This is a genomic window from Paenibacillus sp. S25, assembly GCF_019454085.1.
GTDB lineage: Bacteria > Bacillota > Bacilli > Paenibacillales > Paenibacillaceae > Paenibacillus > Paenibacillus polymyxa_B.
In genome coordinates this window covers 5175001-5188325 of sequence record NZ_CP073683.1, presented here as the reverse complement: position 1 = coordinate 5188325, position 13325 = coordinate 5175001, and the positions used below count along the sequence as shown (strand labels likewise).

Annotated in this window: 19 protein-coding genes (1 of these 19 running past the window's edge); 17 read left to right on the top strand and 2 right to left on the bottom strand. The window is 44.7% G+C overall.

Features of this window, described 5'->3' with window-relative positions; translation table 11 throughout:
* Positions 1–9: 9 nt before the first annotated feature.
* The 16 genes from KAI37_RS22750 (at position 10) to KAI37_RS22675 (ending at position 11454) form a co-directional block, all read left to right on the top strand.
* Entirely contained in the window at positions 10–654 is a 645-nt protein-coding gene (locus tag KAI37_RS22750) for an adenylate kinase (RefSeq protein ID WP_013312147.1), read from the top strand.
* Between the two features lie 5 nt (positions 655–659).
* The gene (locus KAI37_RS22745) at positions 660–1199 is read left to right on the top strand and encodes a M24 family metallopeptidase (RefSeq protein WP_049827765.1); all 540 of its coding nucleotides are present in this window, start codon (positions 660–662) and stop codon (positions 1197–1199) included.
* A gap of 9 nt (positions 1200–1208) precedes the next feature.
* Entirely contained in the window at positions 1209–1517 is a 309-nt protein-coding gene (locus KAI37_RS22740; protein ID WP_013312145.1) for a KOW domain-containing RNA-binding protein, read from the top strand.
* Between the two features lie 2 nt (positions 1518–1519).
* Positions 1520–1735: a translation initiation factor IF-1 gene (infA, locus tag KAI37_RS22735; RefSeq protein ID WP_006212898.1), complete on the top strand. Its 216-nt coding sequence runs from the start codon at positions 1520–1522 to the stop codon at positions 1733–1735.
* A 117-nt stretch (positions 1736–1852) separates the two neighbouring features.
* Positions 1853–1966 (top strand): 50S ribosomal protein L36, encoded by a 114-nt coding sequence (gene rpmJ, locus KAI37_RS22730; protein WP_003333770.1) that lies wholly within the window; start codon positions 1853–1855, stop codon positions 1964–1966.
* A 21-nt stretch (positions 1967–1987) separates the two neighbouring features.
* Positions 1988–2356, top strand: a complete 369-nt coding sequence (gene rpsM, locus KAI37_RS22725) for a 30S ribosomal protein S13 (RefSeq protein ID WP_007432560.1) — start codon at positions 1988–1990, stop codon at positions 2354–2356.
* A gap of 19 nt (positions 2357–2375) precedes the next feature.
* A complete protein-coding gene (rpsK, locus tag KAI37_RS22720) occupies positions 2376–2771 on the top strand; it encodes a 30S ribosomal protein S11 (protein ID WP_013312144.1) in 396 nt (131 codons plus the stop codon).
* Positions 2772–2906: 135 nt separating this feature from the next.
* Complete coding sequence (locus KAI37_RS22715) at positions 2907–3851, top strand: DNA-directed RNA polymerase subunit alpha (protein WP_007432558.1); 945 nt, start codon at positions 2907–2909, stop codon at positions 3849–3851.
* A 34-nt stretch (positions 3852–3885) separates the two neighbouring features.
* Positions 3886–4251, top strand: a complete 366-nt coding sequence (gene rplQ / locus KAI37_RS22710; RefSeq protein ID WP_013312143.1) for a 50S ribosomal protein L17 — start codon at positions 3886–3888, stop codon at positions 4249–4251.
* A gap of 151 nt (positions 4252–4402) precedes the next feature.
* Positions 4403–5188 (top strand): tRNA pseudouridine(38-40) synthase TruA, encoded by a 786-nt coding sequence (gene truA / locus KAI37_RS22705; RefSeq protein ID WP_071643175.1) that lies wholly within the window; start codon positions 4403–4405, stop codon positions 5186–5188.
* A 183-nt stretch (positions 5189–5371) separates the two neighbouring features.
* Positions 5372–5809, top strand: a complete 438-nt coding sequence (gene rplM / locus KAI37_RS22700) for a 50S ribosomal protein L13 (RefSeq protein WP_013312141.1) — start codon at positions 5372–5374, stop codon at positions 5807–5809.
* 20 nt (positions 5810–5829) lie between these two features.
* Positions 5830–6222: a 30S ribosomal protein S9 gene (gene rpsI, locus KAI37_RS22695; RefSeq protein ID WP_013312140.1), complete on the top strand. Its 393-nt coding sequence runs from the start codon at positions 5830–5832 to the stop codon at positions 6220–6222.
* A 1304-nt stretch (positions 6223–7526) separates the two neighbouring features.
* On the top strand, positions 7527–8219 hold the full coding sequence (locus KAI37_RS22690) for a phosphoadenylyl-sulfate reductase (protein WP_068939394.1): 693 nt from the start codon (positions 7527–7529) through the stop codon (positions 8217–8219).
* Positions 8220–8272: 53 nt separating this feature from the next.
* Positions 8273–9442 (top strand): sulfate adenylyltransferase, encoded by a 1170-nt coding sequence (gene sat / locus KAI37_RS22685; RefSeq protein ID WP_220030266.1) that lies wholly within the window; start codon positions 8273–8275, stop codon positions 9440–9442.
* A 68-nt stretch (positions 9443–9510) separates the two neighbouring features.
* Positions 9511–10287: an N-acetylmuramoyl-L-alanine amidase CwlD gene (gene cwlD / locus KAI37_RS22680; protein ID WP_069080586.1), complete on the top strand. Its 777-nt coding sequence runs from the start codon at positions 9511–9513 to the stop codon at positions 10285–10287.
* Positions 10288–10347: 60 nt separating this feature from the next.
* Complete coding sequence (locus KAI37_RS22675; RefSeq protein WP_076294723.1) at positions 10348–11454, top strand: Mrp/NBP35 family ATP-binding protein; 1107 nt, start codon at positions 10348–10350, stop codon at positions 11452–11454.
* A 34-nt stretch (positions 11455–11488) separates the two neighbouring features.
* Here KAI37_RS22675 and gerD read toward each other — a convergent pair whose 3' ends face one another.
* Both gerD and pdaB read right to left on the bottom strand, forming a co-directional pair.
* Positions 11489–12223 carry a spore germination lipoprotein GerD gene (gene gerD / locus KAI37_RS22670; protein ID WP_220030263.1) on the bottom strand — a complete coding sequence of 245 codons (735 nt, stop codon included), beginning with the start codon at positions 12221–12223 and terminating at the stop codon, positions 11489–11491.
* Positions 12224–12329: 106 nt separating this feature from the next.
* Positions 12330–13109, bottom strand: a complete 780-nt coding sequence (gene pdaB / locus KAI37_RS22665; protein ID WP_023990485.1) for a polysaccharide deacetylase family sporulation protein PdaB — start codon at positions 13107–13109, stop codon at positions 12330–12332.
* A 98-nt stretch (positions 13110–13207) separates the two neighbouring features.
* Here pdaB and KAI37_RS22660 point away from each other — a divergent pair, with 98 nt between their 5' ends.
* On the top strand, positions 13208–13325 hold the beginning of the coding sequence (locus KAI37_RS22660) for a stage II sporulation protein M (protein ID WP_220030262.1). 497 nt of this gene lie beyond the right edge of the window; the window shows 118 of its 615 coding nt (coding positions 1–118); it begins with the start codon at positions 13208–13210; the stop codon falls past the right edge of the window.

Genomic DNA, 13325 nt, shown 5'->3' with positions numbered 1-13325 from the left:
TGACAGATTGTGAATATTTTGATCATGGGCCCTCCGGGGGCTGGTAAAGGTACACAAGCAGATGTCATTGTGAAGGAATTCGGCATTCCTCATATCTCGACAGGTGATGCTTTTCGCCTAGCGATGAAACAGGGAACACCTATTGGCATTAAAGCTAAAGAATATATCGACAAGGGTGAACTTGTTCCGGATGACGTAACAATCGGTATCGTTGAAGAACGGCTACAACAGCCAGATTGCAAGAAAGGGTTCTTGCTGGACGGTTTTCCAAGAACTTTGGCTCAAGCTGAAGCCTTGGATCAAATTTTGGGTCGTTTGAATACGAAGCTAGATGACGTCATCAACCTGAAAGTGGATAGTGACAACTTGTTGGCACGAATCACTGGACGGCGGGTTTGTAAAAGCTGCGGAACTAGCTATCATATTGTCTTTAATCCTCCTAAGGTTGAAGGCATTTGCGATAAAGACGGTGGGGAACTCTATCAGCGTCCTGACGATAATGAAGATAGCGTAAGAACACGACTTGACGAATATAGTAATAAAACAGCACCACTCCTCACGTTTTATGAGAACCAGAATCTTCTGCGTCATATTGACGGAGAACAGGATATTGATGTGGTTTCCCAAAATATCGTGTCCTTGTTGCGGGGTTAGCTGTAATGATCATTTGCAAGTCGGGGACGGAATCAAGCTTTATGAGGAAAGCTAAGAGAATAGATACGGAAACGGATCATCTCTTGGCAGGACACATCGAGCCCGGTATTACGACCGGTGAACTTGATCATTTAGCTGATCGGTATATTCGCAGTCAGGGAGCTGTGCCGTCTTTTAAAGGTTATAACGGTTTTCCTGCTAGCATTTGCGCTTCAGTCAACGAACAACTGGTGCACGGATTTCCCGGCAAACGCAAGTTAAACAAAGGCGATATCATCGCGAAAACTCGCCAGTTTACAATGTCGCATGCCATTCGGCAATATATTGAGAATCCAAACCGTGGTATTCCTGAGCAGGGGCCGAGGCTGAAAACCGGCATTGGGCTGGCTATTGAATCAATGATTCAGATAGGTTCTCACCATGTAGGGACGCTGGAAGACAACTGGACGGTCGTTACGATGAACGTAACCTCATGTGCTCATAACGAGCAAGCGGTGACGTGCGAAACGGGCGGCATGGACATTTTCACGAAACTGAGTGCGTAGGTGATTGGAATGATTCAGCAAGGAAACCTGCAAATCGGTCAGCTGGTGAAGATTCTGAAAGGCAGAGGTGCCGGACAGATTGCGGTTGTCGTTTCAGTAGCAGATAGCAGGTTTGTATATATTGCGGATGGGGATAAACGAAAGTTTGATCAAGCGAAGAAGAAAAATGTTCTTCATTTGGTGCCTCAGCCAAAGATTAGTAGCGAGATTGTAAACAGTTTAAACGAAAGCGGTCGGGTGACGAATGGAAAGCTGCGCCATGCAGTGAAAACTTTCCTGGACTCGTCCGAATACCAAGCTGAAGAGAAAGGAGACTGACTTTGGCCAAAGAAGATGTCATTGAGGTTGAAGGTACGGTAATCGAGCCACTGCCGAACGCTACGTTCAAGGTAGAGCTGGAGAACGGTCATCAAATTCTTGCTCATGTTTCCGGAAAGCTGCGGATGCACTTTATCCGTATTTTGACAGGCGACAAGGTGGTTGTACAGTTATCGCCTTACGATTTAACCAAAGGCCGTATAACGTACCGCAAGTAATTCATGCAGGTTTTTATTAAACGTATGTCATTTAAAAAACTTGTTTTGCTCGGCAAAACGATGTGAATGTTCACGAAGCGAGTTTTACCAGGGTAAAGCTTGGAGGAGGTAATCAACATGAAGGTAAGACCTTCTGTAAAACCTATTTGCGAAAAATGCAAAGTCATTCGCCGCAAAGGGAACGTAATGGTTATTTGCGAAAATCCGAAACACAAACAAAAACAAGGTTAATAGAAGGGGGTGTAGCGTAAAATGGCTCGTATAGCTGGTGTGGATTTGCCACGTGACAAACGCGTTGAGATCGCCTTGACTTACATTTTCGGAATCGGTAAAACGACTTCTCAGAAAATCTTGAAGGAAACAGGCATCAGTGCAAACACGCGTGTTCGTGATTTGACTGAAGATGAAGTGAGCAAATTACGTGAAACGATCGACAAAGAAGTTAAAGTAGAAGGCGATCTGCGTCGTGAAATTTCCTTGAATATTAAACGTCTGACTGAGATTGGCTGCTACCGTGGTGTTCGTCACCGTCGTGGGTTGCCTGTTCGCGGACAACGTACTAAAACCAATGCTCGTACCCGTAAAGGTCCTCGTCGGACTGTAGCGAACAAAAAGAAATAAGAAGGGAGGATAACATTCAATGGCTAAACCGAAAAAAGTTGTACGTACAAAACGCCGTGACCGTAAAAATATCGAGACTGGCGTGGCACACATCCGTTCCACGTTCAACAACACGATCGTTACGATCACAGATCCACACGGTAACGCAATCTCTTGGGCCAGCTCAGGCGGCATGGGATTCCGTGGTTCCCGTAAATCTACTCCATTCGCAGCGCAAATGGCCGCAGAAACTGCTGCTAAAGCTGCTATGGAACACGGCATGAAAACTGTCGAAGTCATGGTTAAAGGACCTGGTGCAGGTCGCGAAGCAGCAATCCGCTCTTTGCAAGCTGCTGGTTTGGAAGTTAACCTGATCAAAGACGTAACTCCGGTACCTCATAACGGATGCCGTCCTCCAAAACGTCGTCGCGTCTAATGAGATTTCTCCTCTGCGTGTAGTATAGATCCGGCACAAACTGCCAAGAATGGATGTTTAGGTATACTGCATGATAGACTATGGATAAGGTGAATGTTTCATATAGGAGCGACGTTTTGAAGGAGGGATATTGCAGTGATAGAAATCGAAAAGCCGAAAATTGAGACGGTTGACGTCAATGATGATGGCACCTATGGAAAATTCGTAGTAGAACCGCTGGAACGCGGATACGGTACGACGCTGGGAAACTCGCTTCGCCGTATTCTGTTATCCTCGTTACCGGGGGCAGCAGTCACATCGGTTCAGATCGATGGGGTTCTGCACGAGTTTGCAACGGTTCCCGGTGTGAAGGAAGACGTAACGGAGATCATTCTGAACTTGAAAGCTTTATCGCTTAAAATCCACTCGGATGAAGAGAAAGTACTCGAAATCGATGCGGAAGGCGAAGGAGTTGTAACGGCAGGAGATATCCGTGCGGATAGTGATGTGGAAATTCTTAATCCGGATCTTCACATTGCTACGCTCGGACCGGGTTCGAGACTTCACATGCGTATTTTTGCCAATCGCGGTCGCGGTTACGTTAAGCAGGATCGGAACAAACGTGATGACCAGCCGATCGGCGTCATTCCCGTCGACTCCATCTACACTCCGATTGCACGCGTGAACTACGGCGTAGAAAATACGCGTGTCGGCCAGGTTACGAATTATGACAAGCTGACACTTGAGGTTTGGACTGACGGAAGTATTCGTCCCGAGGAAGCAGTGAGCCTTGGAGCCAAAATTTTGACCGAGCATGTGATGTTGTTCGTGGGTCTCACGGACGAGGCAAAAGATGCTGAAATTATGGTTGAAAAAGAAGAAGACAAGAAAGAAAAAGTTCTTGAAATGACGATCGAAGAGCTGGATCTCTCCGTCCGTTCCTATAACTGCCTTAAGCGCGCTGGTATCAATACGGTACAAGAACTCACGACTAAATCTGAAGAAGATATGATGAAGGTCCGTAACTTGGGTCGCAAATCTTTGGAAGAAGTACAAGAGAAGCTCGAGGAACTTGGTTTAGGACTTCGTACGGAAGAATAGTACAGCAACGTTTTTGTGAAGGAGGGGAAATTACATGGCATACCAAAAATTGGGCCGTAACTCCAGTGCCCGTAAAGCTTTGTTTCGTGATTTGGTAACCGATCTGTTCTTGTATGAGCGTATCCAAACTACTGAGGCTAAAGCGAAAGAAGTTCGTTCTATTGCTGAAAAACTGATCACCAAAGCGAAAAAAGGAGATCTGCACGCACGTCGTCAAGTGGCTGCGTTCGTTCGCCGTGAAACTTTGGATGGTGAGCAGGATGCAATCCAAAAGCTGTTTAGCGAATTGGCTACACGTTACACTGAGCGTCCAGGTGGATACACTCGTATCCTGAAATTGGGACCTCGTCGTGGCGACGCCGCTCCAATGGTATATCTGGAATTGGTTGACCGCGCGTAAACAGGCGAAGATGAGGGAAGGGTGGACAGAATCGGCTTGATTCTGAACAACCCTTTTTTTCTCTTGGAGGAGTCCTTGAGGGGCTTCTCCTTTGTTATGTTCGGTTATTCCTTGTGAGGCCAGAGACTACCCCTACAAAGGTGTGAGAAGCATGCGGAACTTGTGCATGAAGGTGAACTATGACGGAACCCACTATGATGGCTTTCAGACGCAGCCTAACGGTAACACCATTCAGGACTGCCTTGAACATGCTATTTACTCATTGACGGGCGAGCGTCTTAAAATTACAGGCTCAGGCCGTACAGATGCAGGTGTACATGCATACGGGCAGGTATTCAATTTTCACACTGAATCCCCGATTCCGTTACAGCGCTGGTGTCTGGCACTTAATGCCTGGTTGCCTCGTGATATCATCGTTACGGATGCGAGAGAGGTGCCACTGTCCTTTCATGCACGCCGCATGGCGAAGCGGAAGACATATCGGTACAGTATTAATGCGAACCGGTTTCCGGACATCTTTCACCGTCGTACACAGGCCCATCATCCAACGAGTCTGGATGTAAGAGCGATGGAGGAAGGGTTAGCTCATTTAGTTGGCACCTTTGACTTTACTTCGTTCGCATCTCGACGTTCCCAAAAGACGAATCATGTTCGCACTATTTACGAAGCCTATATGACAGTAGACCATTCCTTTTCACGTCCGGACTCGGATGATCAGGGAATTATCCATACTTATATTACAGGTAGCGGATTTTTGCAGCACATGGTTCGGATTATTATGGGTACTTTGCTGGAAGTGGGAGAAGGCAAAAAATCGTCGGATGATATTCCTTCCATTTTGGAGGCGAAAAATCGTTCAAAGGCCGGACCTACGGCCGTTGGACATGCTTTAACGCTCTGGAATGTAGAGTACGACGAAAACATCAAAAAACATTGATTTTACCCTTGCGGAATTGATGGTTATCCTGTAATATAAAAGTTGTGTTTTCTTAATGGCTTTCCCACAGCCCCAATTAAGATAATCACTTTAAATTAACATCTAATCCATCAATAATGCAGCAACTTAACGAACGAAGATAAATGATGATTTCTGTTAACGAACTTAAGGAGGATACTTTTCATGCGTACTACGTATATGGCGAAGCCAAATGAAGTTGAGCGCAACTGGCACATCATTGATGCCGAAGGCAAAACGCTCGGCCGTCTGGCAAGCGAAGCGGCTGCGTTGATTCGCGGCAAACACAAGCCACAATTTACACCACATGTGGACACAGGTGATTTTGTTGTTGTAATCAATGCGGAAAAAATCGTATTGACCGGTAAAAAAATGGAGAACAAGAAATACTACCGTCACTCCCTGCATCCGGGTGGTCTGAAAGTAACGGTTGCACAAGAAATGGTTAAGAACAAGCCTGAGCGTATGTTGGAATTGGCTGTTCACGGTATGCTTCCTAAAACTCGTCAAGGCGAGAAAATGAAGCTGAGACTTAAAGCTTACAGAGGCACTGAGCATCCACATGCAGCACAAAAACCTGAAGTTTACGAACTTCGCGGATAATTAAAAGGGAGGACAGTTTCATGGCACAAGTACAATACTATGGGACAGGTCGTCGTAAACATTCGGTAGCTCGTGTTCGTCTCGTACCGGGTGAAGGACGCATTGTCATCAATAAGCGTGATATTAATGAATATTTCGGTTTGGAAACTCTCAAACTGATCGTAAAACAACCACTGAACCTGACAGAAACAGTTGGCAGCTATGACGTACTCGTTATCGCTCATGGTGGTGGTATCTCTGGTCAAGCCGGCGCAATTCGCCACGGTATTTCCCGTGCTCTGTTGAAAGCAGATCCGGAATTCCGTCCAGCTTTGAAAAAAGCAGGCTTCTTGACTCGTGACCCACGTATGAAAGAACGTAAAAAATACGGCCTCAAAGCCGCTCGTCGTGCACCACAGTTCTCGAAACGTTAATATTTCGAATACAGAAGAACCTTTTCCTTATGGAAAGGGTTCTTTTTTATTTAGTCATTTCCTGATCATTATCCACATGTGGATAAGTAGACCTACTCTAAAATTCCATGGGCTTCAGTATGTTTCTGCGATTACATAAATAACCGCATGCAAATGCATGGAACACGAAAAGTTATCCACGATGTAATTGAAGGCGATATTGTTATACACAGATACAGTTTGTTATTTCAACGGAGTTTATTCTGTAATGTTTATAACCTGTGACTAAAATATAATGTTCGACTATTCAATATAGCCTCATCTTAATATTCTCTGCAAAGTGCTGTTTTACGAGATACTTTGCTTTCACTTGTTTATGTAAAGTTCCTTGATATGTTCTGGCTGATACTGTCTATGCCTCTTGTGCAGCTGTTTTGAGCGTAGCTAGGGATACGGCAAGGACTACCTCTTTTTATTTGTGTGCACTGAGAGAAGGACGCTCCTTAGTCTAGCAATGTCTGCTTCCTACGCTACTGCAATTGCAACGGCGATGTACAGGTTACTGGTAATGGAAATAGTCTACACAGCAATCGCTCCAAACTATAACCGGGAGTACCATGTATTGTCCGACTGTGTCTACCCTCACAAAATTGCTCCCCCTTGATGCAGGCTTTAAATAGGCTTCCAGTAGCGATAAGAGTCTTGCTTGTGTCCAGTGGACCAATTCCTCGGGAATTGCCTCTACAAGCTCTTTAGGATGGGATAGAGGCAGAATAAGAGTTCAGCACGCAGTTATTTCTTTTATAATTTCCACAATGAAAGCATCGCTGACGCCAGAGCTGCAGAATAGTGTAGTGGATTTTATCTGGCTAAAAATTTGAGTAAAGGCTATTTTGCCCTCATCTGAACTCGTCCACATACGGACTTCATCTTTGGAATGCAAAATAAGAGCTCTGAAATCTAAATTTACTTTTATTCCCTAGCTTAACATCCCACGATAATTTTAAATCCAAAAACAACGTTTGCTTTCTTCTACAAAATAGTTCTTGCTTGATCCAAGAAGGAACCTAAGATCCTTTTTCAAGTGTTTGGTATAAGAATATTTTATATAAAGCCAATGAACTTGGTTGGATACGCAAGAAAGCATTAAAGAATGCTGACAGAGCAACATTCCTGCAAATTTGGGTGGATAAATGCTTACATCAGGACATTTTGCCTTGGATTGACAATGATTGTGAAAGTTTTATACTGTATTTAATCTTATTAGTTTAGTTGGTATTGAAATGACACTTATTTATGAATCTTCATATGGAGGCGCATTGATAATGAATTTATTGGAGAAAGAAGCGTTGATTAGAGTCAAGGCAATTGAACTGGAAGAGGCTACGCCAGAGGAAGTTATCCAGTATGCTGTTCTTACATTTCCCAATCTTACCTTTGCTTGTAGCTTCGGAGCAGAAGATGTAGTACTAGTAGATATGCTTCAAAAAATTAGTCCTTCCACCGACATTTTTTACTTGGACACCGACTTTCATTTTCAAGAAACTTACGATACGCGAGATCAGATGAAAGCCAGATATAATTTGGATTTTGTCAGGGTCTCTCCCTTAATTACTCCTGAAGAGCAAGCGGCTGAGCATGGAGAGGAACTGTGGAAAACAGATCCTAACACATGTTGTGGTATACGCAAAGTTGAGCCGCTGACACGCATTTTGTCACAATACGATGCATGGATTACTGGTATTCGCCGGGATCAGGCCCCTACCCGTGCGAATTCAAAAAAGGTAGAGTATGATGAAAAGTTTGGACTCGTTAAATTTAATCCTCTGGCAAGCTGGACATCCGAGGATGTATGGAACTATATCCGTACTCATGAAGTGCTGTATAATCCATTGCATGACCGCAATTATCCCAGTATCGGTTGTGAGCAATGTACCCGTGAAGTTCTACCAGGTGAAGACCCTCGTGCAGGTCGCTGGTCAGGCAATGAGAAAACAGAGTGTGGGCTCCATCAATAAAATGGTATTCAGGTAACTATGAGTCGTATTTATGAAGAGAAGGGAAGTGCATTATGACTGCAATTCTTCCGCATGGCGGAACACTTGTTGATAAAATCATTACAGGACCGGAGCAAAAAGCACTTTTGCAGGCCGCAGGAGAATTGTTTCCTATTCGTGTAAACTCATGGACCATTTCTGATCTGGATTTGATTGGAGTGGGAGCTTTCTCTCCTTTGACGGGGTTTATGAATGAACCTGATTATCGGTCGGTGGTAACAGATATGCGTCTTGCCGATGGTACAGTCTGGAGTATTCCTATTACTCTTGCGGTTGTAGAAAGTGTAGCCAGTGAACTGAAATTAGGTCAGCAGGTGGCTTTGGTGGGTGAAACAGACGGTACTATCTATGCTGTACTTGATATTGAAAGTATTTATCAGGTAGATCAGGTTGAGGAAGCCAGACGAGTATTCAAGACCGATGACCCGGCTCATCCTGGCGTAAACAAACTGTTAGATCGACCTGCTACGTATGTTGGTGGATCTGTGCAAGTGCTGAATCGGCCGGAGCCCACACAATTTAGTGAGTTTTACTATACACCATCACAGACACGCGACTATTTTGCAGAAAAAGGCTGGAAAACAGTGGTCGGTTTTCAAACACGAAATCCGGTACATCGGGCACATGAGTACATCCAAAAAAGTGCGATGGAGATTGTGGATGCTTTGTTTCTAAACCCACTCGTTGGTGAAACCAAGTCAGATGACGTTCCGGCAGATGTGCGTATGAAGAGCTATCTGGTGCTGCTGGACAATTATTATCCGGCTGATCGGACTTTTCTGGGGGTATTTCCTGCTGCCATGCGATACGCGGGTCCTAGAGAGGCCATTTTCCATGCTATTGTGCGAAAAAACTATGGCTGCACCCATTTTATTGTTGGAAGGGATCATGCCGGGGTAGGAGACTATTATGGTACCTACGAAGCACAGGAAATTTTCAGGCACTTTACACCTGAAGAGCTGGGGATTACTCCATTGTTCTTTGAACACAGCTTTTATTGCACCCGATGTGGAAATATGGCCTCAAGTAAAACATGCCCACATCCCAAGGAGCATCATTTGACGCTCTCAGGCACCAAGGTACGGGAATTGTTGCGCTCTGGGGTTTGCCCGCCACCTGAATTTACACGACCGGAAGTCGCTCAAGTGCTGATTGAAGGTATGAAAGAATTTGTTCATGCCTGAGTTGTACTATCTACACGCCTCGTCCCATATAGATTATTAGTATCTGTATAGGACGGAGGCGTTTTGTTATGCAAAAAAATAATCGTAAACACGAGGTTACACTGTGGATTCGCTATCGGACGTTGCAAAAAATGCTGTTGGGCTGTTGTCTCGCCGTTCTGTTTATTACATTGGCATTGTATGAGATACCTGCTTCGAGAGCTTGGACCCATTGGAGTTTACCCCTTACTGGTAAAGTAATTGCTATAGATGCTGGACACGGAGGGCCTGATGGAGGGGCGGTCAGCAAAGAAGGAATTATTGAAAAGGATATTAATCTGGCAATCGCTTTTTATTTGCGGGATTATTTGCAGCAAGCAGGTGCTGTTGTTGTCATGACACGTGAGGATGACCGCGACCTGGCGCAGCAAGAAACGAAAGGTTATTCCAGAAGAAAAACGGAGGATTTGAAGCAGCGTGTGCGTATAATTGAGGAGCAGAAAGCGGACCTCTTTCTAAGTATTCATATGAACAGTATTCCGTCAAGCCGTTGGAGTGGAGCCCAGACCTTTTACGTACCTAACCATGCAGATAACGAGAATTTGGCGTCTTTAATTCAGGAAGAGATCAAACGCAACTTGGAAAATACAGATAGAGTGGCTAAGACCGTGAACACAGTTTATTTATTGAAAGCTCTCAAAATGCCATCAGCCCTTGTAGAAGTCGGATTTTTGTCCCATCCAGAGGAAGCCAGACGACTAAGTGATGTGAACTATCAAAGGCAGGTGGCGGCGTCCATATATAAGGGGATTTTGCGTTACAGTGCCGGGGAAAAGGGGATCTCACCAGCACCTGAGGCCAGATAGTGGTATACTGTAAGTGTTTACCACTCCGTAAATTCATTAAAGCAGAGGTGCTGATAATTCATGCAATCAAGAGAGCAAGTTATAGAGCTACTTCAACAAGTGCGGGAGCCTCAAACAGGACGCCGTCTAGTCGATCTCCATTTTATTCGGGATGTGGTTGTTAAAGAGGATCGGGTATCCTTGACCGCTATTAGTCTGAATAGCCAGGAAGAGACGTGTGCAGAACTGGAGCGGGAAATCCGGCAGACGTTAGAAGAGGCGGGATTAAGCCACGTCCATATTCGTATTCGTGAGGCATCTGAGCATGAAAAGTCCGCAATTCAAGCTGTGGAGAATACCGAGGAAGCCGCTGACCCGGTTTTGACCAAAGGACATGCTGTTGGTATGGAAGAACATGAGCTGCTTAGCCCAGCATCTGGCGTCCGGTTTATTGCCATTGCAAGCGGAAAAGGTGGTGTCGGAAAATCGACAGTAGCTGTAAATTTGGCTGCTGCTTTAGCTAGACAGGGGAAGCGTGTGGGTTTAATTGATGCGGATATCTATGGATTTAGCGTGCCGGATATGATCGGAGTGGAGGATGTCCCTTCTGTCGAAGATGGTATCATTCAGCCGGTGGAGCGATTCGGTATCAAAATCATGTCTATGGGCTTCTTTGTCAGAGAAAACAATCCGGTGATTTGGAGAGGTCCCATGCTGGGGAGAATGCTCAGACAGTTTTTTAGTGATGTTAAATGGGGACAACTGGATTATATGATACTCGATTTACCACCAGGAACTGGCGATGTAGCGCTTGACGTACATCAAATGATTCCGCAGAGTGAAGAAATCATTGTCACTACCCCACATGCAACTGCAGCTTTTGTAGCTGCACGTGCAGGGGCTATGGCGCTCCAAACGGATCATAAGGTCATTGGTGTTGTGGAGAACATGTCCTATTATGTATCCTCCACCGGAGAAAAGGACTATGTTTTTGGACGTGGTGGCGGGGCTATGCTGGCAGATACCCTTCATACGAAACTGCTGGCGCAAATTCCGCTGGGTATCCCAGACAATCACCCTTCAGAAGCCGACTTTTCTCCATCCGTATATAAATCCGAGTCGGCGACGGGGGCAATTTACAATGATATTGCTGCTCAAATTACGACGTTGCACGCGGAATTTGAATAAGAAAAAAAGGCTGGTTGTTGAACCAGCCTTTTTATTATTGGCCTCCACCTTGTTCTCCTTCGCCTCCACCACCACCATCTTGCTTTTGATCAGCAGAGCCACCTTGCTCACCGCTTTTTTTCTCAACCTTAGGTTGGAGTTCCTCTTGTACGACAGTTTTAAGTAAATTCATGACTTCAAGCCGAAAAATCGGATTCTGCATGGCATCATGCATGACTGTCATAGATTGTTTGCGATATTCAGGAGTTTTAGTTAAGTCCATATACATCTTGGTCAGTTCTGGCGACTTAAGCATCGCTTCAATTGATTTTTGATAAGAAGGGTCTTTAATAAGTTGCATATGAAGCTGTTTGCTTTGGCTGTTGATGGCTTTGGCAAATTCTCCTGCAAAACGCGGATCAGTCATAATCTTTTCGATTTCTTTTTTATATTCAGGTGATACTAAAGTATCTTTGACTGCGATCTTCATTTGTTCAGCCGATTGCATGGGCATAAGCATTTTCATTCCCAGGCTGCCACCAGATCCACCACCAGCTCCACCCTCTTCACTGCTTTGACCGGATTGTCCTTCTTTTGAAGTGCTTTCCCCGGTTAAAGCCTCCTCTACGGCTTTTTTTCCGTCATCGCTTTTCAAGATATCGACAACCATCGTTTTCATCTCTTTATAACTGTTCTGAGGGGGCGCAGAACCCTGATCCGAGCCGCAGCCACTCAGTGCAACGCCCAGTACGCATACCATGCTAACAAATCGCAAACGAGTCCAATTCATGGCCGTATTCCTCCTTCATCATGAATGTGGATAGTATGCGGATGAATGCGGAGAAATATGTCGATTTGCTTTTGGTTTTTAGCTGAGAACGTTGTAAAATAACTCCTTAAAGACCCAGTGCCTGATCGCGTACTTCTTTGCCTTTTACTGTACCCTGTTGAAGCAGTTCAGATACAGTCACGAATTCATAGCCTTGTGCGCGCAACTTGTCGATAATGACGGGCAAGGCTTCATGCGTTTGTTTACAGGAATCACTGGCATGCAGAAGGACGATATCGCCAGGATGCGCTTTATTTACAACACGGTCGATTATGACCTGAGTACCAGGGTTTTTCCAGTCTAGGGAATCTGTATCCCACTGAATGGTTTTGTAGCCTAAAGTGCCAGCAACCTGAAGAACCCTTTTATCAAAGTCGCCATTAGGCATACGGATCAACTTCGGGGACTGTCCCGTCAGTTCGGTTAATGTGGTATGAGCAATTGAAATCTGCTTACGAATATCTTCATCGCTTAAGCTACTGTAATTTTCGTGTTTATGGCCATGACTGCCGATCTCAAATCCACTTTCTTTAATCTGATTCACAAGCTCTGGATGTGTTTTACTCCAAGGGGCAGAAAGAAAAAAGGTGGACTTGGTCACTTTTTTATCCTCAAGGACTTTTAAGATGGGAGCAGTGCGCTTATCACCCCAACTAATATCAAAGGTGAGAGCGATCAGCTTTTTGTCCGTGGGTACACTATAAATAGCGGTTGGTGCTTCCTCGGAAAAAACCGTAACATTATCGGTTTCTACATAAATGACTCCAACGGTAAAGACGGCTGCAGCCATTACGATTAAGAATCGTTTGATTTTTTTACCGTTCAATACATAGAAAAAAGAATTCATGGTTAATAACGCCCCTTTCATCCTAGAAGTGCTTGTTTACTTAAAGCTATGCCGGGGGTTGTCAATTATTCCATTGAGCTAATAGGAGGAATTATCAAATGGGACTAAAAGCATTTTTTCACGATTTACACACGACAAGACGGTTAATTTTAATCTCTGCACTTCTTTTCTGCACAAGTATTATGGTGGGATGGTTAAGTACAGGCACTATTCAAT

Bases quoted from the DNA above. Each gene is read 5' to 3' on its own strand.
- KAI37_RS22745 (WP_049827765.1), top strand. From the start codon at position 660: ATGATCATTTGCAAGTCGGGGACGGAATCAAGCTTTATGAGGAAAGCT.
- KAI37_RS22740 (WP_013312145.1), top strand. From the start codon at position 1,209: ATGATTCAGCAAGGAAACCTGCAAATCGGTCAGCTGGTGAAGATTCTG.
- rpmJ (WP_003333770.1), top strand. From the start codon at position 1,853: ATGAAGGTAAGACCTTCTGTAAAACCTATTTGCGAAAAATGCAAAGTC.
- rpsM (WP_007432560.1), top strand. From the start codon at position 1,988: ATGGCTCGTATAGCTGGTGTGGATTTGCCACGTGACAAACGCGTTGAG.
- rpsK (WP_013312144.1), top strand. From the start codon at position 2,376: ATGGCTAAACCGAAAAAAGTTGTACGTACAAAACGCCGTGACCGTAAA.
- rplQ (WP_013312143.1), top strand. From the start codon at position 3,886: ATGGCATACCAAAAATTGGGCCGTAACTCCAGTGCCCGTAAAGCTTTG.
- truA (WP_071643175.1), top strand. From the start codon at position 4,403: ATGCGGAACTTGTGCATGAAGGTGAACTATGACGGAACCCACTATGAT.
- rplM (WP_013312141.1), top strand. From the start codon at position 5,372: ATGCGTACTACGTATATGGCGAAGCCAAATGAAGTTGAGCGCAACTGG.
- rpsI (WP_013312140.1), top strand. From the start codon at position 5,830: ATGGCACAAGTACAATACTATGGGACAGGTCGTCGTAAACATTCGGTA.
- KAI37_RS22690 (WP_068939394.1), top strand. From the start codon at position 7,527: ATGAATTTATTGGAGAAAGAAGCGTTGATTAGAGTCAAGGCAATTGAA.
- sat (WP_220030266.1), top strand. From the start codon at position 8,273: ATGACTGCAATTCTTCCGCATGGCGGAACACTTGTTGATAAAATCATT.
- cwlD (WP_069080586.1), top strand. From the start codon at position 9,511: ATGCAAAAAAATAATCGTAAACACGAGGTTACACTGTGGATTCGCTAT.
- KAI37_RS22675 (WP_076294723.1), top strand. From the start codon at position 10,348: ATGCAATCAAGAGAGCAAGTTATAGAGCTACTTCAACAAGTGCGGGAG.
- gerD (WP_220030263.1), bottom strand. From the start codon at position 12,223: ATGAATTGGACTCGTTTGCGATTTGTTAGCATGGTATGCGTACTGGGC.
- pdaB (WP_023990485.1), bottom strand. From the start codon at position 13,109: ATGAATTCTTTTTTCTATGTATTGAACGGTAAAAAAATCAAACGATTC.